Here is a 17,603-nt window from a genome sequence, read left to right as displayed (position 1 = left end):
CCATGCGCGTCACCTCAATACCCTCCGTTGCCGCTGTCGAACGTGCGCCATCGATCCTTGGCGGCGCCATGATCATCGGCGGCACCATCGTCGGTGCCGGCATGTTCTCGCTGCCAGTGATCATGTCCGGGCTGTGGTTCTACGGCTCCGTCGCCGTGCTGCTGTTTGCCTGGTTCTGCACGTTGCATTCAGGCCTGATGATTCTTGAAGCCAACCTCAACTACCGCGAAGGCGCGAGTTTCTCCACCATCACCGGCGATCTGCTCGGGCGTGGCTGGAACCGCTTGAATGGCTTGAGCATTGTGTTTGTCCTCTACACCCTGACCTACGCCTACATTTCCGCCAGCGGTTCGGTGATTCATCACACCGCGCAGTCGCTCGGGCTGGCGCTGTCATCGCGCGCCGGCGGTCTGTGTTTCAGCCTGCTGGTGGCGTTCATCGTCTGGCTCAGCACCACGGCGGTGAGCCGCATGACCACGCTGGTGTTCGGGGCAAAAATCCTCGCGTTCTTCCTGACCTTCGGCGGTTTGCTCGGCCATGTGCAAAGCACCACGCTGCTCAATCTGAATGACGGCGACAGCCATTACTGGCCCTATCTGCTGGTGACCCTGCCCTTCTGCCTGACCTCGTTCGGTTTTCACGGCAATGTGCCGAGCCTGATGAAGCATTACGGCAAGGACCCGCAGCGGATTCGCGCCTGTCTGGTCGGCGGCACCCTGATCGCGCTGGCGCTGTATCTGGTGTGGATGCTGTGCAGCATGGGCAACATTCCCCGCGACGCGTTCAAGGACATCGCCCAGCGCGGCGGCAACATCGATGTCTTGATCAGCGCCCTGGGTTCACGGCTCAACAGCGCCAACGTCGATCTGCTGCTGACGTTTTTCTCCAACTTCGCCGTGGCCTGTTCATTTCTCGGGGTGACCCTGGGCTTGTTCGATTACCTGGCCGATGTGCTGGGTTTCGATGACAGCCCCCTCGGTCGCCTGCAAACCGCCGCCGTGACCTTTGTGCCGCCGATGCTTTGCGGCTTGCTCTGGCCGGAAGGCTTTCTGCATGCCATCGGTTTTGCCGGGTTGGCGGCAACGTTGTGGGCGGTGATCACCCCGGCGCTACTGGCGCGGGCTTCGCGCAAGCGCTTTGGCAGCCCGCGCTATCGCGTCTGGGGTGGCACGCCGATGATCGTCCTGGTGCTGTTTTTCGGCGTGCTCTGTGCGGTCGCCCATCTGCTGTTCGTGTTTGATTGCCTGCCTGTCTGGCGCTGAGGGCTTTCGTTCGGTTTTCCGAACGCGACCTTCTGGTCGATTCGGATAACCGGATCAGCTCAGCAGAAAAACACCGCCACAAAAGTTTAATAATCTTACAAAACAACGAGTTAACTATCGTCGACTGGTCTGGCACGACTCATGCTCTACACTCTCTCGACGAATGCCTGCTGTGCCAACACTTCAGGAGCCGTCAGGCATTCGAAGCACAAAAGGGCCGACGAACTGGCTCCATAAAAAAAACAATTCGAGGAAAATTTGATGCGCATCGTTCCCCATATCCTGGGCGCAGCCATTGCGGCCGCTCTGATCAGCACGCCAGTTTTCGCCGCCGAACTCACCGGCACCCTGAAGAAAATCAACGATTCGGGCACCATCACGCTCGCTCACCGTGACAGCTCCATTCCGTTTTCCTACATCGCGGATGCTTCCGGTAAACCCGTGGGCTACTCCCACGACATTCAAGTGGCCATCGTTGAAGCCCTGAAAAAAGACCTGAACAAGCCAGACCTGCAGGTCAAATACAACCTGGTGACCTCGCAAACCCGTATCCCGCTGATCCAGAACGGCACCGCGGATATCGAGTGCGGCTCGACCACCAACAACACCGAACGCGCCCAGCAAGTCGACTTCACCGTCAACATCTTCGAAATCGGCACCCGTCTGCTGGTCAAGAAAGACAAGGATGGCAAGCCGTCCTACGCTGACTTTGCCGACCTCAAAGGCAAAAACGTCGTGACCACCGCCGGCACCACGTCCGAGCGCATCATCAAAGCGATGAACGCCGACAAGCAGATGGGCATGAACATCATCTCCGCCAAAGACCACGGCGAATCCTTCAACATGCTGGAAAGCGGCCGCGCCGTTGCCTTCATGATGGACGACGCCCTGCTGGCCGGCGAAGAAGCCAAGGCCAAGAAGCCGGCTGACTGGATCATTACCGGTACTCCACAGTCGTTCGAAGCCTATGCGTGCATGGTTCGTAAAGATGACCCGGCCTTCAAGAAAGCGGTCGATGACGCCATCGTCGCCCTGTACAAGTCCGGCGAGATCAACAAGATCTACAGCAAGTGGTTCGAGAGCCCGATTCCACCAAAAGGCCTGAACCTGAACTTCCCGATGAGCGACAAGGTAAAAGATCTGATCGCCACCCCGAGCGACAAGCCGGCGCCTGACGTAAAAATCTGATTACTGACTAACCTTATTGCCTGAGGGGCCACTTTCCCTCAGGCGTCTGTTACTACCTGCGGGCTTTACTGTGGAACACTCGACCTGGCGGTTTTCGAGCCGATCGCGTGTGCCCGGCGTTCAACGTCGGAAGGGAAAGGATCTTCCCCAAGCGGGTGCTTGTACATCGATCGATCTCGAGGGGAGACCCTAATGAATTACAACTGGGACTGGGGCGTGTTCTTCAAGTCCACCGGCGTCGGCAGCGAGACTTATCTCGACTGGTACGTCACCGGTTTGGGCTGGACCATTGCCATTGCCATCGTGGCATGGATCATCGCCTTGCTGCTGGGCTCCATTCTGGGGGTCATGCGCACGGTGCCGAACCGCATCGTATCGGGCATCGCCACCTGCTACGTCGAGCTGTTCCGTAACGTGCCGCTGCTGGTTCAGCTGTTCATCTGGTACTTCCTGGTGCCCGATCTGCTGCCGCAAAACCTGCAGGACTGGTACAAACAGGACCTCAACCCGACTACCTCGGCTTACCTGAGCGTTGTCGTGTGCCTGGGCCTGTTCACCGCCGCCCGGGTCTGCGAACAGGTACGCACCGGCATCCAGGCGCTGCCACGCGGCCAGGAAGCCGCCGCCCGCGCCATGGGTTTCAAGCTGCCGCAGATCTACTGGAACGTGCTGCTGCCCCAGGCCTACCGGATCATCATTCCGCCGCTTACCTCGGAATTCCTCAACGTCTTCAAGAACTCCTCCGTGGCGTCCTTGATCGGTTTGATGGAATTGCTGGCGCAAACCAAACAGACCGCCGAGTTCTCGGCCAACCTGTTTGAAGCCTTCACCCTGGCCACGCTCATCTACTTCACCCTGAACATGAGCCTGATGTTGCTGATGCGCATGGTCGAGAAGAAAGTCGCCGTGCCCGGCCTGATCTCCGTGGGGGGTAAATAATGGACTTCGATTTCAGCGGCATCATCCCCGCCATCCCGGGCCTGTGGAACGGCATGGTCATGACCTTGCAGTTGATGGTCATGGGCGTGGTCGGCGGCATCGTGCTGGGGACCATCCTCGCACTGATGCGCCTGTCGTCGAGCAAACTGCTGTCGCGGGTGGCCGGCGCCTATGTGAACTACTTCCGTTCGATCCCGCTGCTGTTGGTGATCACCTGGTTCTACCTGGCGGTACCGTTCGTGCTGCGCTGGATCACCGGCGAAGACACGCCGATCGGTGCGTTCACCTCCTGCGTCGTGGCGTTCATGATGTTCGAAGCCGCGTACTTCTGCGAAATCGTCCGCGCCGGTGTGCAGTCGATCCCCAAAGGCCAGATGGCTGCCGCGCAGGCGATGGGCATGACCTATGGCCAGACCATGCGTCTGATCATCCTGCCCCAGGCGTTCCGCAAGATGACGCCGTTGCTGCTGCAACAGTCGATCATCCTGTTCCAGGACACCTCGCTGGTTTACACCGTGGGCCTGGTGGACTTCCTTAACTCCGCCCGCTCCAGCGGCGACATCATTGGCCGGTCCAACGAGTTCCTGATCTTCGCCGGTGTCGTCTACTTCATCATCAGCTTTTCCGCCTCGCTGCTGGTCAAGCGTCTGCAAAAAAGGTTCGCCGTATGATCTCTATCAAGAACATCAACAAGTGGTATGGGGACTTCCAGGTGCTGACTGATTGCAGCACCGAGGTCAAAAAAGGCGAAGTGATCGTGGTCTGCGGCCCGTCGGGTTCCGGCAAATCGACCCTGATCAAATGCGTCAACGCGCTGGAGCCGTTCCAGAAAGGCGACATCGTCGTCGACGGCACCTCGATTGCCGACTCGAAGACCAACCTGCCGAAACTGCGTTCGCGCGTCGGCATGGTATTCCAGCATTTCGAACTGTTCCCGCACCTGACCATCACCGAAAACCTGACCATCGCGCAGATCAAGGTGTTGGGCCGCAGCAAGGAAGAGGCTACCAAGAAAGGTCTGCAACTGCTCGAACGCGTCGGTTTGTCAGCGCACGCGCACAAGCATCCTGGGCAACTGTCCGGTGGTCAGCAACAGCGTGTGGCGATTGCCCGTGCGCTGGCGATGGACCCGATCGTCATGCTGTTCGACGAACCGACCTCGGCGCTCGACCCGGAGATGGTCAACGAAGTGCTCGACGTGATGGTGCAACTGGCCCACGAAGGCATGACCATGATGTGCGTGACCCACGAAATGGGCTTTGCGCGCAAAGTGGCCGACCGGGTGATTTTCATGGACGCCGGCAAGATCATCGAAGACTGCCCGAAAGAGGAATTCTTCGGCGACATCAGCGCCCGCTCCGAACGTGCGCAGCACTTCCTCGAGAAAATCCTGCAGCACTAAAACCGAGTACTTGCGCCATCACACTGATCCCTGTGGGAGCGAGCTTGCTCGCGAAAGCGGACTGACATTCAACATCGATGTTGACTGCTCCGGCCTCTTCGCGAGCAAGCTCGCTCCCACCGGGACAGCGGTGAGCCTGCAAGTGTTGTGGTTGACCCAAGGCATCTGTGATGAAATGCGACCCCAATCTCTATCGCGCCGCGCCGCCATCACTTGCCGTGAAACCCCGTCTGATCCGTCATTTGTTCCTGCCGCCACTGATCATCGCGCTGATGATCGGATTGGGTTTTGCCGGCTTCTGGATCAGTGAACATTTCGGCATCCGCAGCCTCGGCGAGAACGGTCAGCGTCAGCTGGAACTGCACGCCCGCGCGGTCGAAAGCGAAATCAGCAAATACACCTACCTGCCCAGTCTGCTGGAACTCGAAACGAGTGTGCCGCAGTTGCTGGCCGACCCGACCCCGGAACACCGGCAAACGGTCAATGCTTACCTTGAAGGCCTGAACCGGCGCAGCCGCAGTCGGGCCATCTACGTCATGGACACCACCGGCCGCGTGATGGCCACCAGTAACTGGCGCGATGTCGACAGCTATCTGGGTGAAGACCTGTCCTTCCGCGCCTATTTCCAGAAAGCCGTGCGTGGCGAGCCCGGGCGTTTCTACGGCATCGGCAGCACCAACGGCGAGCCCGGTTATTACCTTGCTCACGGTCTTGAAGAGCATGGCAAGATCATCGGCGTCGCCGTGGTCAAAGTGCGTCTCGAAGCCATGGAAGAACGTTGGCAGCGCGCGCGCCTGGAAGCCTTTGTCAGCGATGAAAACGGCATCATCATTCTTTCCAGCGATCCGGCCCGCCGCCTGAAAGCGGTCATTCCGCTGAGTGAAGAAACCAAGGAAAAACTCGCCCGCAGCCTGCAGTACTACTGGTTCCCGCTCAACGAACTGCAACCGCTGGCCCGCGAAACCCTGTCCGAAGGCGTGGAGAAACTCACCTTCCCGGCCAACAGCGAAGTGCAGTCCGGCGAGGACGACATCAGCTACCTGGCGCAGACCCGCCCGTTGAGCGACACGCCGTGGAATTTCACCCTGCTCACACCTTTGCAGGATCTGCGGCGCGAAGCGATCAACCAAGGCATTCTGGTCGCCGTAGCGTTTGCCTTGGTCGCCTTTCTGCTGATCGCCTGGAACGAGCGCCGCAAGGTCATCGCCACCCGTCTCGCCGCCCGCGAAGCCTTGCAGGAAGCCAACAATCAACTGGAGCGTCGGATTACCGAACGCACCAGCGACCTGCGCGCCAGCAATGAACGCCTGAAGAGCCAGATCCGCGAACGGCGTCAGGCTGAAGAAACCTTGCGCCGCGCGCAGGACGAACTGGTGCAGGCCGGTAAACTTGCCGCCATCGGCCAGATGTCGACCAGCATCGCCCACGAATTGAACCAGCCGCTGGCGGCGATGCGCACGCTGTCGGGCAACACCGTGCGGTTCCTTGAGCGCGGTCAGCTCGATGTCGCCAGCACCAACCTCAAGACCATCAACGATTTGATCGACCGCATGGGCCGCATCACCGCCAGCCTGCGCTCGTTCGCCCGACGCGGTGACAATCAGGGCCAGGCCAGTCTCGGCAAAGCCGTGGAGGCAGCACTGCAGTTGCTGGGTGCACGCCTGGAGAGTTCGGCGCTCAACATTCATCGGCAGTTCATTGATGTGCAGGTGCAGATCGACCAGACCCGTCTCGAACAGATACTGGTCAACCTGATCGGCAACGCCCTCGACGCCATGCAGGCGCAACCGCAACCCGAGCTGTGGCTGGAAGGTGAAGAGTTCAACGGCAAATATCGCCTGCGCGTGCGCGACAACGGCCACGGTATCGACGCCGAAGCACGCAAGCATTTGTTCGAACCGTTTTTCACCACCAAGCCCGGCGAGCAAGGCCTGGGCCTCGGCCTGACCCTTTCCGCCAGCCTCGCGGCGGCCACCGGCGGGCATCTGGGTGTCGAACACCCGGCCAGCGGTGGCACCACCTTCGTCCTCAGTTTACCGTTGGTAAGCCCTACTCCTGCCGAGCCAATATGAACCACGACCTTAGTGTGCTGATCGTCGAAGACGACCCCCATGTCCTGCTCGGCTGCCAGCAGGCGCTGACCCTTGAAGACATTCCCTGCGTCGGCGTCGGCAGTGCCGAAGAAGCGCTGGAGAAGGTCGGCGACAACTTTGCCGGCATCGTCATCAGTGACATTCGCCTGCCGGGCATCGACGGTCTGGAACTGCTGACCCGCCTGAAACAACGCGATCGCAGCCTGCCGGTGGTGCTGATCACCGGGCACGGCGACATTTCCATGGCCGTTGGCGCGATGCAGAAAGGCGCCTATGACTTCATGGAAAAACCGTTCTCGCCGGAGCGTCTGGTCGATGTCGCACGGCGTGCGCTGGAACAACGCAGCCTCGCCCGTGAAGTCTCATCGCTGCGCCGGCAACTGGCCGAGCGCGACTCCCTTGAGGGGCGAATCATCGGGCGCTCGCCGGCGATGCAGAACCTGCGAGAACTGATCGCCAACGTCGCCGACACCTCGGCCAACGTGTTGATCGAAGGCGAAACCGGCACCGGCAAGGAACTGGTCGCGCGTTGCCTGCACGATTTCAGTCGCCGCCACAGCAAGCAGTTCGTCGCGCTGAACTGCGGCGGTCTGCCGGAAAACCTTTTCGAAAGTGAAATCTTCGGCCACGAGGCCAACGCCTTCACCGGCGCCGGCAAACGCCGGATCGGCAAGATTGAACACGCCGACGGCGGCACGTTGTTCCTCGACGAAGTGGAAAGCATGCCGCTGCCATTGCAGATCAAACTGCTGCGCGTGTTGCAGGAGCGCACCCTCGAACGCCTTGGTTCGAATCAGAGCGTGGCGGTCGATTGCCGGGTGATTGCGGCCACCAAATCCGATCTCGACGAAGCGAGCAAGGCCGGCGAGTTCCGCAGCGACTTGTACTACCGCCTCAACGTGGTGACGCTGGAACTGCCGCCACTGCGCGAGCGCCGCGAGGACATCCTGCAACTGTTCGAACATTTCACCCAGCAATCGGCGCTGCGCTTCGACCGTGCGCTGCCGGAACTGGACAATCAGACCCTGTCGAACCTGATGAGCCACGACTGGCCAGGCAACGTACGCGAACTGCGCAACGTCGCCGAACGCTTCGCCCTCGGTTTGCCGGCGTTCAAGAAATCCGGCGCCAGCAGCGGCCAAGGCCTGGCATTCGCCGAAGCGGTGGAAGCGTTCGAGCGCAACCTGCTCAGCGACGCCCTGCAACGCAGCGGCGGTAACCTGACGCAGGCCAGCCTGGAACTGGGCATGGCCAAGACCACGCTGTTCGACAAAGTCAAAAAGTATGGGTTGAGCCACTGATGGATCTGATTCTGAAAGCGGCGATCGGCGCTGCGGTGGTGTTGATCCTTGCGGCGTTGTCGAAGACCAAAAACTATTACATCGCAGGATTGGTGCCGCTGTTTCCGACGTTCGCGCTGATTGCGCATTACATCGTCGGCAAGGGGCGTTCGGTTGACGATTTGAAGACCACGATCGTGTTCGGGATGTGGTCGATCATTCCATATTTTGTGTATCTGGCGACGTTGTATGTGATGGTTGACCGGATGCGGCTTGAAGCGTCATTGGCCGTTGCGGCGGTGGCGTGGTTGATAGCGGCAACCGTATTGGTCAGCGTTTGGGTGCGCCTGCACAGCTAAGATCAAGATCTACCCTCACCCCAGCCCTCCCGAAACGTCGGACCGCCCGTAGGGAGAGGGGGCCGACCGAGGTGTCGTTCAAGTTACATCGACCTGAAAAACCGAGTCGATTATGGATTAGGTGCAGCACGTTTAGGTCGGTGTACAACTCCAGCATCCCCCAATCAGTCCCCTCTCCCTCCGGGAGAGGGTTAGGGTGAGGGGCTTTTGATCTTCAGCTGACGGTGCCACCTTTTGACTCCGCCATAATCTGCCGAATCGCCCCGACAAACGTCTCCACCGGTTGCCCGCCCGTCACCGCGTACTGCCCGTTGAACACCACCGTCGGCACCGAACTCACCCCGCGTTGCAGCCACACCTGCTCTTCTTCACGCACCTCATCGGCGAATTCATCTGATGCCAGAATCGCCCCCGCGCGCTGCCGATCCAGGCCGACACGCTCAGCAATCTGCAGCAATTGCGCATGATCCGACGGGTTGCCGCCATCGCTGAAATACGCCTTGAACAGTGCCTCTTTCAACGGCAACTGCACACCTTCAAGCCCGGCCCAATACAACAAGCGGTGCGCATCGAAAGTGTTGTAGATACGGCTATTGCCATCAGTGCGAAACGCGAAACCGAGTTCGGCACCGCGGGCGCGGATGGCTTCACGATTTTTTTGCGATTGCTCAGGGGTCGAGCCATATTTTTCGTGGATGTGCTCGGCGATGTTCTGCCCTTCGGCGGCCATCTTCGGATTCAGCTCGAACGGCTGAAAACGGATCTCGGCCTGCACTTCATTGCGCAGGACTTCCAGCGCCTGCAACAAGCCATACAGACCGACGACGCACCACGGGCAGGAGACGTCGCTGACAAAATCGATTTTCAAAGCGGAACTCATCACACACCTCGCGAGGGGAAATCGTCCGGGAAAGTTTGCACGATACACCTGCCCCGGATTTTGTGGTGACCCCTTCGCGAGCAAGCTCGCTCCCACATTTGGAATGCGTTCCCCTGTGGGAGCGAGCTTGCTCGCGAAGGGGCCATCACCAACACCACAACGCTTTCGGTTACAGCAGATTCCCACCCACCACCGGCTCAATCTGCGCCCAATGCGACGTGTCTTCACGATGCGCCTGCAAATACGGCAACACCGCCGCCAGCAACGGTTCTTTGAACGCCTCCTGAAAACGATGGGCCAATCCGGGAATCAGCTTCAACTGACTGCCACGAATGTGTGCCGCCAGATGCACACCATGCATCACCGGCAACAACGGATCGGCCGTGCCATGCACCACCAGCGTCGGCACGCGTAACTGATTGAGCAACGCGACCCGGCTCGGCTCGGCGAGAATCGCCATGATCTGGCGCTTCACGCCTTCAGGATTGAACGCGCGGTCGTAGGACGCTGCGGCCTGTTGCAACAGTGCCTGCCGATCATCGATGACCGCCGGGCTGCCCAGCGCCGCCAGCAGGTCTGCCTGCTGCTCCAGCGCCACCTGCCGATTCGGCGCACCGCGGCGGGACAACAACTGCACCAGCGCCGCACTCGGCGCCGGCAAACCTTCGGCGCCGGAACTGGTCATGATCAGCGTCAGGCTTTCGACGCGTTGCGGGGCCATCGCCGCCAGGTGCTGGGCGATCATGCCGCCCATGCTCGCGCCCAGCACATGAAATTGTTCGACGTGCAACGCATCCATCAGGCCCAGCGCATCGTCGGCCATGTCGGTCAGGCTGTACGGCGCCGCCACCGGCAGGCCAAGTTTGTAGCGCAGCACTTCAAAGGTCAGATTGGCCTCAAGCGGGGCCTGGCGCCAGGTCGACAGACCGACGTCGCGATTGTCATAACGAATCACCCGAAAGCCTTGCTGACACAGCGCCACGACCACTTCGTCGGGCCAGTGAATCAACTGCCCGCCCAGCCCCATCACCAGCAACAACGCCGGGTCCGACGCGCGACCAATACTCTGATAAGCAATGCTGACTTGTTGCAGATCGACGTGTTCAGTCGGCACGTTGACATCGCAACGCGCCGCCGCCATTGACGGCCCACCGAACAAAAGCGCGGCCAACATGGCCGCGACAGATAAAAACACCTTGTACATGAAAAACACCGAAACGCAGAACCCCAGTAGAGCGCGAGTCTGATGAAGTTTGTTCAAGCGCGCTGCCACAGTTGCGTGACAGTTTGATGAAGAGTGCTGAACGGTCAGCACTCATGCGCAATCAGTTGCAGTCGACAGCCTCATCAACATGAGACAAACTCACCACCATCGCTTGATCGACAAATTTTGTTCATGGAGCCACTGGTGCTTGAGATCCGTCATTTGAAAACCCTGCATGCCCTGCGTGAGGCCGACAGCCTCGTCGATGCGGCTGATCGCCTGCACCTGACGCAGTCGGCGCTGTCCCACCAGTTCAAGGAACTGGAAGAGCGCATGGGCATGCAGTTGTTTGTGCGCAAGACCAAACCGGTGCGTTTCACCAGTGCCGGTTTGCGCCTGCTGCAACTGGCCGACGCCACGCTGCCACTGTTGCGCGCGGCAGAACGGGATATCAGCCGACTCGCCGGGGGCACCGCCGGGCGTCTGCACATGGCCATCGAATGCCACAGTTGCTTTCAGTGGCTGATGCCGACCATCGACCAGTTCCGCGATGCCTGGCCGGAAGTCGAACTCGACCTGGCCTCGGGCTTCTCGTTTGCACCGCTGCCGGCGCTGGCCCGTGGCGATCTGGATCTGGTGGTGACGTCCGATCCACTGGAAATCGCCGGCATCACTTATGTGCCGCTGTTTACCTACGAAGCCATGCTCGCGGTGGCCAATCAGCATGCCTTGGCGAGCAAGCCGTACATCGTGCCGGAAGACTTGCTGACGGAGACGCTGATCACTTATCCGGTGGAGCGTGATCGCCTCGACATCTTCACGCGCTTCCTCGAACCGGCCGACATTGAACCGGCGCAGGTGCGCACCTCGGAACTGTCGGTGATGATGATGCAATTGGTCGCCAGCGGTCGCGGCGTGTGTGGCATGCCGCACTGGGCGCTGCATGAATACAGCTCGCGCGGTTACGTGAAGGCCAAGCGTCTCGGTGAGAAAGGTTTGTTTGCGACGCTGTACGCGGCGATTCGCGCCGACATGCTGGATGCGCCGTACATGCGCGATTTCCTGCTGACGGCCAAGGACACTTCGTTCTCGACACTGGATGGTGTCAGCGCGGTTCGCTGACTCAAGTACAGCGCGACTCTGTGGGATTTCAGATCTCGCGCCACATGTGGATCTTGTCGAAATAATCTTCGTCCACCCGCACTGCCAGCGGTTCGAGGCCAAACTGGATAAAGCCGCAACGCTCGTAGAGTTTGAACGCCGCGTCATTGCCGGCAGTAACGGTCAATTGAACGACCTTGAGCGCCGGATGATGCTGCGCCTCGGCAAGCGCCGCTTGAACCAGTTCATACCCCAAACCGTGCTGACGAAAATCCGCCGAGACGTACATGCCAAACAACGTGGCTTTGTGTCGGGCCTTCTCGCGCGGCTCGAACGCCAGGCCGACGATGCCGGCCAATGTGCCGGCTTCGAACGCGCCGAGAACGACGTCGAGTTTGCTGGTCAGGCGCGCTTCCCACCAGCTCAGCGGCATCACCGCGCGCTCACGCACACTGGAAGTGAAGGCTTGCGGATGCCGGTCGTAGGCTTCAAGCATCAGCTCGCGGTAAGCCAGGGCGTGGCTGGCATTCAGACGTTCGATCCACATGGTCAAGCCGTCCTGCGTTGCTCGAGCATCAGCCGCACAGCGAGTCCGCCGAGAACAAAGCCCATGAAGTAACGCTGCATCGCCAGCCACGTCGGGTTACGCACGAACCACGACGCGATGCCCGCTGCGAACAGCGCGATCAGCAGGTTGACGCTGAAACTGACGCTGATCTGCGTCAGGCCAAGGAGGATGCTTTGAGTGAATACGGAACCGTGTTCGGGGCTGATGAACTGCGGAAACACCGAGAGGTAGAACACCGCGATTTTCGGGTTCAAGGCGCTGGTAAGGAAACCCATGGTGATCAGTTTGCGCGACGAGTCCGGCGGTAATTGCTGTGCCTCGAACGGCGAGCGTGCGCCGGGCTTGACCGCTTGCCAGGCCAGCCACAGCAGGTACAACGCACCGGCCCACTTCAAGACTTCATAGGCCATCGGCACCGCGAGGAACACCGCGGTCAAACCGGCCGCTGCGGCAAACATATGCACAAAGAAGCCCGCGACCACACCCAGCAACGAGATAACCCCGGCCTTGCGCCCCTGACAGATCGAACGCGAGATCAGGTAGATCATGTTCGGCCCCGGTGTCAGCACCATCAGCAAGGCTGCAGCGGCGAAGATCAGCAAGTCTTGAAGCGGGATCATGGCAAAGTCCTTGGCGAGGATGATCAGGCGATGGCCGTCAATGATTGGCGATAAAACGGCAGGATCAGGTCACGTGTCAATGGCGCCAGCTCGACGGCAGGATCAGTGGCAGGATCGACCCAGATCACCTCTTCGATTTCCGCGGCCGGCGTGACCTCAGCGTCGATGGTCAGTTGGAAGATCTCTGCTTGCACAACGAATCCCGGCTCGTTGGCCGCGGGGGCGGAAAACTGGCCGAGGAACGTCGCTTGCGCCGGATCGATCTGCAAGCCCAGCTCCTCCTCCAGCTCACGCGCCAGCGCGTGCACCGGCAACTCGTGCGCTTCGATCTTGCCACCCGGTTGCATGAACGCCGTGGTACCGCGCTTGCGCACCAGCAGGGTGTGGCCGTCGGCGCCGATCAACAGGGCGGCGGCGATGCGAATAATGCGGGGCGAAGCGGCGGAGATGAGCGTCATGGTTCGGATCAGGCCTTGGCTGAAAAGCCACTAGGATCCCACGCTCATCGACGTCGCGTCACTGCCGAAGACAATCGGCGATGAAGCCGAGTTTCGGGCTGATCGCCTTGCGCACGTAGCTGTAGGCGGAACCGGCGACCAGGCGACGCCGAACAGCACCACCGACCCTAATGAAAGGGTGCGTTGCAAACGAGCCATGGGCGACTTACTCCGAATTTTATTGGATTTATGGCAGAGCCGGGTTCGGCGAATGTTTTCGGGTTGGTTTTATTGTTCTGGTGTTATTTGAGTTTTATGTTCGACTTGAAATCTTTTCCCCCTCACCCCAGCCCTCTCCCCCAGGGGGGCGAGGGGGAAAGGGAGCCGATCTCCATGGGTTTCAGATCCTCAGCTGGACTTGAATTCGCAGTTTCAAAACCTGAATTCGACTCGGTCAGTCCCCTCTCCCCCCGGGAGAGGGTTAGGGTGAGGGCAGCGGTCAACGGCGTGGAATCAACAATTCGCGAACACCATCGCTGCGCTCCACCACCTCCCCCGGCAACTTCAAACGCTGATCATCCAGATAGCGGTAATCCTTGCGCGCAATCTGCAATTGAGCGAAATCCAGCTCAACGCTGAACGTCCCTTCCTCGCGCCCGGCCTCGAACAACAGCGAGCCCAGCGGATCGACCAATGCGCTGCCACCGGCAAACATCAAGCCGTCATCCCCCGCCTCGACGCGGTTGACCATCAGCGCAAACGCCTGATTCTCCTGGGCGCGGGCCATGATCGCGGTGCGGTGGGTCGGCGCGTACGGGTCCATGTTGCCGTTGGTGACGATGAGCAATTCCACCCCCAGTTGCGCCAGGGCACGGGCGGACTCTGGAAATTCGATGTCGTAGCAGATCAACAAGCCGACGCGCACACCGTGCCACTCGCACGTGGCGTAACGGTCACCGGCCTCGAACACGCCGCGGTCCGACGCCCACAAATGCGTCTTGCGGTATTTCAGGGCGATGCCCTCAGGAGTGATCAGCAGTGTGGTGTTGTAGAAGCGGCCGTTGTCGTTCTCGGCCATGCCGATCACCACGGCGATGTCGCGTTCGCGCGCGGCGGCGAGCACTGCGCTGACGGTCGGACCGTCCAGCGGCTCAGCGCTTTGCGTCACGGTTTCGGCAGTCGGGAAGCCCATCAGGTGAGTTTCCGGGAACACGATCAATTGCGTGTCGGGCGCACACGCGGCAATCGCTGCGAGTGCGCGTTCGAGGTTGTATGCCGTGGCATTGTCACGGCCCGCCAGTTGGGCGAGTTCGACTTTCATGGAGATTCCCTTGTGATGAGCGGCGGGCGCGCAAAGATTGCCCGGTGGCTGTCTGTGGGCCAGTATGCGCAGCAAGCGGCCGGCCAGGGAATCACGCGGCCGGGGTAACCCGATAGGGGTAGATCGATGACACTTTCGTTTGACGACATCACCTGGCACCGCGCCGTCGGGCAACTGATCGACGCGCTCGACAAGCCGAATTTCTGGGCGCAACTGGTGCGCTTGCTCGATCAGTACGTGCCGTTCGATAGCTGGGTGGCGTTGCTGTTCAGCGCCGATCAACACCCGCAGGTCTTTGCCGAATGCCCCGGCGAAGACGGCAGCCCCGACCAACTGTTCCAGGATTATCTGCGCGGTCTGTACCGGCTCGACCCGTTCTACATCGCCTGCCGTGAGCAATCGCGCACCGGTTTGTATCGCCTCTCGGAGGTGGCGCCGGAACATTTCGAGCTGACCGAGTATTACCAGCGATACTTTCGTCTGAATGTCGTCGCCGACGAAATCCAGTTCAATTGTCAGCTCGAAAGCGACCGTACGCTGTGCCTGTCGCTGGGCAGCAAGCAGCGTTTCACCAACGAGCAGATCGCCCTGCTGTCGCTGATCCAGCCGTGGGTCCTCGGCCTGTTGCGCCAGCGCCTGCCCTATGAAATCAACGAAACCGTGGCCCTCGCCGTCACCCCCGCACAAGCCGATTGGCGCGTACAACTGGAGGCGTCGGTGCAACAACTCAAGGGCGCACAACTGACGGCCCGGGAACTGGATGTCGGACGTTTGATGCTCAGCGGTTGCTCCAGTAAAGAAATCGCCCGTAAGCTGGAAATCTCCGTAGAAACCGTGAAAGTCCATAAGAAACACATGTACAGCAAGCTGGGGATCAAAGCCCAGTCCGAGCTGTTTTCGATTTTTCTTCAGGCACAAAACGCCTGAAACAGCGCGATTTACGCTCCCACAAGGAACTGCGGCGCTGATTTATTCCGAGTCCGAACCAAGGAAACCGTATGAGCCTGTCACTCCTGAGCCGCTACGCCTTCTTTGCCGTCTGCGTGATTTCCACCCTCGCCAGCCTGCCTTTCCTCGAACATGACTGGCTGTGGCCGATCACCGCCGTCACCGGCGTGCTGAGCCTGATCGGTCTGTTCGACCTGCTGCAGAGCCCGCACGCGGTGCGGCGTAACTACCCGATTCTCGGCAACATCCGTTATCTGGTCGAAGGTATCCGCCCGGAAATCCGCCAATACCTGCTGGAGTCCGACAGCGACGCCCTGCCCTTCTCCCGCGCCCAGCGTTCGCTGGTGTACTCGCGAGCGAAAAACGAAACCGCCGACAAACCGTTCGGCACGCTGATCGACGTCTATCAATCCGGTTTCGAATTCATCGGCCACTCGATGCGCCCGGCACCGCTGAGCGACCCGAGCAGTTTCCGCGTCACCGTCGGTGGCCCGCAGTGCTCGCAGCCGTACTCGGCGTCGGTGTTCAACATCTCGGCGATGAGCTTCGGCTCGCTCAGCGCCAACGCCATTCGTGCATTGAACCAGGGCGCGAAACTCGGCAACTTCGCCCACGACACCGGTGAAGGCAGCATCAGCCCGTATCATCGCGAACACGGCGGCGACCTGACCTGGGAACTGGGCAGCGGCTACTTCGGCTGCCGCACCAGCGACGGCCGTTTCGACCCGGAACGCTTCGCCACCCAGGCGCAGAACCCGCAAGTGCGGATGATCGAAATCAAGATGAGCCAAGGTGCGAAACCCGGCCACGGCGGCATCCTGCCCAAGCACAAAGTCACCAGGGAAATCGCTGAAACCCGTGGGATCCTGATGGGCGAAGACTGCGTGTCGCCGTCACGCCACAGCGCGTTTTCCACGCCGATCGAAATGATGCAATTCATCCAGCAACTGCGTGAGCTGTCCGGTGGCAAACCCGTGGGCTTCAAGTTCTGCCTAGGCCATCCGTGGGAATTCATGGGCATCGCCAAAGCCATGCTGGAAACCGGCATCCTTCCGGACTTCATCGTCGTCGACGGCAAGGAAGGTGGCACCGGCGCCGCACCGGTCGAGTTCACCGATCACATCGGCGTGCCGATGCGCGAAGGCCTGCTGTTCGTGCACAACACCTTGGTCGGCCTGAACCTGCGCGACAAGATCAAACTCGGCGCCAGCGGCAAGATCGTCAGCGCCTTCGACATCGCCAGCGTGCTGGCCATCGGCGCCGACTGGGCCAACTCCGCACGCGGCTTCATGTTCGCCATCGGCTGCATCCAGTCGCAAAGCTGCCACACCAACAAATGCCCGACCGGCGTGGCCACGCAGGACGCTTTGCGCCAACGCGCACTGGTGGTGCCGGACAAGGCGCAGCGCGTGTTCAACTTCCACCGCAACACGTTGAAGGCGCTGGCGGAAATGCTGGCCGCTGCGGGTCTTGAGCATCCATCGCAACTGTCGGCCAAGCATCTGGTGCGGCGCATGTCGGCAACCGAGATCAAGTTGTTCTCGCAGTTGCATGTGTTTTTGAAACCGGGGGAGTTGCTCACCGGCGAAGTGAACGGCGAGTTTTACTCGCGGATGTGGCAGATGGCGCGGGCGGACAGTTTCGAGCCGCACGAAGTGGCGGCGGCCTGAACCTGAGCGAAGCGTCAGTCTGTACAACGGATTGACGCTTCAGCTTTGGTCGCCAACACACCTTCGCGTCTGTACTGAGGCCGCGCCAAACGCACACAGCCCGCCAGCGCGCAGAGCAGCAACGCGCCGAACGATCCGTAGCTTGCAGCGCATGGCGCTGCAATGTTCGGTGTCGCCAAAAGTTCAGGCGACGACCTGAAGCGTGATCAGTTCATCCGGATCGGGCAGTTCGACGGCGCAGAGATTTTCAACGCGGCTGCGACTGATGGACCCACGGTCGATATCGGCGGGATCAAACTCGCTGACGTTGAAATCATGACCAGCACGTCTT

Annotated in this window: 17 protein-coding genes and 1 pseudogene; 11 read left to right on the top strand and 7 right to left on the bottom strand. The window is 60.3% G+C overall.

Going from position 1 to position 17,603, the window contains the following annotated elements:
• Nucleotides 1-2: 2 nt before the first annotated feature.
• From mtr to WA225_RS09655, 8 genes are all read left to right on the top strand, one after another.
• Entirely contained in the window at nt 3-1,262 is a 1,260-nt protein-coding gene (gene mtr / locus WA225_RS09690) for a tryptophan permease (protein ID WP_422607769.1), read from the top strand.
• Nucleotides 1,263-1,523: 261 nt separating this feature from the next.
• Nucleotides 1,524-2,450: a glutamate/aspartate ABC transporter substrate-binding protein gene (locus WA225_RS09685; protein ID WP_064118978.1), complete on the top strand. Its 927-nt coding sequence runs from the start codon at nt 1,524-1,526 to the stop codon at nt 2,448-2,450.
• A 192-nt stretch (nt 2,451-2,642) separates the two neighbouring features.
• Nucleotides 2,643-3,389, top strand: coding sequence for an amino acid ABC transporter permease (locus WA225_RS09680; RefSeq protein ID WP_008079435.1), 747 nt, complete (start codon nt 2,643-2,645; stop codon nt 3,387-3,389).
• On the top strand, nt 3,389-4,060 hold the full coding sequence (locus tag WA225_RS09675; protein WP_003227756.1) for an amino acid ABC transporter permease: 672 nt from the start codon (nt 3,389-3,391) through the stop codon (nt 4,058-4,060). The genes WA225_RS09680 and WA225_RS09675 overlap by 1 nt, the downstream gene beginning before the upstream one ends.
• Nucleotides 4,057-4,791, top strand: coding sequence for an amino acid ABC transporter ATP-binding protein (locus WA225_RS09670; protein ID WP_007963947.1), 735 nt, complete (start codon nt 4,057-4,059; stop codon nt 4,789-4,791). Before WA225_RS09675 ends, WA225_RS09670 begins: the two co-directional genes overlap by 4 nt.
• 170 nt (nt 4,792-4,961) lie before the next feature.
• Complete coding sequence (locus WA225_RS09665; RefSeq protein ID WP_422607768.1) at nt 4,962-6,863, top strand: sensor histidine kinase; 1,902 nt, start codon at nt 4,962-4,964, stop codon at nt 6,861-6,863.
• Nucleotides 6,860-8,185 (top strand): sigma-54-dependent transcriptional regulator, encoded by a 1,326-nt coding sequence (locus WA225_RS09660; RefSeq protein WP_422607767.1) that lies wholly within the window; start codon nt 6,860-6,862, stop codon nt 8,183-8,185. Before WA225_RS09665 ends, WA225_RS09660 begins: the two co-directional genes overlap by 4 nt.
• An 8-nt stretch (nt 8,186-8,193) precedes the next feature.
• Entirely contained in the window at nt 8,194-8,523 is a 330-nt protein-coding gene (locus WA225_RS09655; RefSeq protein WP_422608204.1) for a GlpM family protein, read from the top strand.
• 214 nt (nt 8,524-8,737) lie between these two features.
• Here WA225_RS09655 and WA225_RS09650 read toward each other — a convergent pair whose 3' ends face one another.
• Both WA225_RS09650 and WA225_RS09645 read right to left on the bottom strand, forming a co-directional pair.
• Nucleotides 8,738-9,403, bottom strand: a complete 666-nt coding sequence (locus tag WA225_RS09650; RefSeq protein ID WP_422607766.1) for a DsbA family oxidoreductase — start codon at nt 9,401-9,403, stop codon at nt 8,738-8,740.
• 169 nt (nt 9,404-9,572) lie between these two features.
• On the bottom strand, nt 9,573-10,607 hold the full coding sequence (locus WA225_RS09645) for an alpha/beta fold hydrolase (RefSeq protein WP_422607765.1): 1,035 nt from the start codon (nt 10,605-10,607) through the stop codon (nt 9,573-9,575).
• A gap of 204 nt (nt 10,608-10,811) precedes the next feature.
• Here WA225_RS09645 and metR point away from each other — a divergent pair, with 204 nt between their 5' ends.
• Complete coding sequence (gene metR / locus WA225_RS09640; RefSeq protein WP_422607764.1) at nt 10,812-11,729, top strand: transcriptional regulator MetR; 918 nt, start codon at nt 10,812-10,814, stop codon at nt 11,727-11,729.
• A gap of 28 nt (nt 11,730-11,757) precedes the next feature.
• On the opposite strand, the gene WA225_RS09635 is transcribed toward metR, so the two are convergent.
• The 5 genes and pseudogenes from WA225_RS09635 to WA225_RS09615 form a co-directional block, all read right to left on the bottom strand.
• A complete protein-coding gene (locus tag WA225_RS09635; RefSeq protein WP_422607763.1) occupies nt 11,758-12,255 on the bottom strand; it encodes a GNAT family N-acetyltransferase in 498 nt (165 codons plus the stop codon).
• Nucleotides 12,256-12,257: 2 nt separating this feature from the next.
• Nucleotides 12,258-12,896 carry a LysE family translocator gene (locus tag WA225_RS09630; RefSeq protein WP_422607762.1) on the bottom strand — a complete coding sequence of 213 codons (639 nt, stop codon included), beginning with the start codon at nt 12,894-12,896 and terminating at the stop codon, nt 12,258-12,260.
• A 23-nt stretch (nt 12,897-12,919) separates the two neighbouring features.
• Nucleotides 12,920-13,354: an NUDIX hydrolase gene (locus WA225_RS09625; RefSeq protein WP_422607761.1), complete on the bottom strand. Its 435-nt coding sequence runs from the start codon at nt 13,352-13,354 to the stop codon at nt 12,920-12,922.
• 76 nt (nt 13,355-13,430) lie between these two features.
• Nucleotides 13,431-13,552: pseudogene (locus WA225_RS09620) on the bottom strand (hypothetical protein); the annotation flags it as partial.
• A gap of 280 nt (nt 13,553-13,832) precedes the next feature.
• Nucleotides 13,833-14,654 carry a carbon-nitrogen hydrolase family protein gene (locus tag WA225_RS09615; protein ID WP_422607760.1) on the bottom strand — a complete coding sequence of 274 codons (822 nt, stop codon included), beginning with the start codon at nt 14,652-14,654 and terminating at the stop codon, nt 13,833-13,835.
• A 126-nt stretch (nt 14,655-14,780) separates the two neighbouring features.
• On the opposite strand from WA225_RS09615, the gene WA225_RS09610 reads away from it, so the two are divergent.
• Entirely contained in the window at nt 14,781-15,581 is an 801-nt protein-coding gene (locus WA225_RS09610; protein ID WP_422607759.1) for a response regulator transcription factor, read from the top strand.
• 71 nt (nt 15,582-15,652) lie between these two features.
• On the top strand, nt 15,653-17,272 hold the full coding sequence (locus WA225_RS09605; RefSeq protein ID WP_422607758.1) for an FMN-binding glutamate synthase family protein: 1,620 nt from the start codon (nt 15,653-15,655) through the stop codon (nt 17,270-17,272).
• Nucleotides 17,273-17,603: the final 331 nt, after the last annotated feature.

It is taken from the genome of Pseudomonas sp. (genome assembly GCF_049300855.1).
In the GTDB taxonomy this organism is placed as follows: domain Bacteria; phylum Pseudomonadota; class Gammaproteobacteria; order Pseudomonadales; family Pseudomonadaceae; genus Aquipseudomonas.
This window is presented reverse-complemented; position numbering and strand designations above follow the sequence as displayed.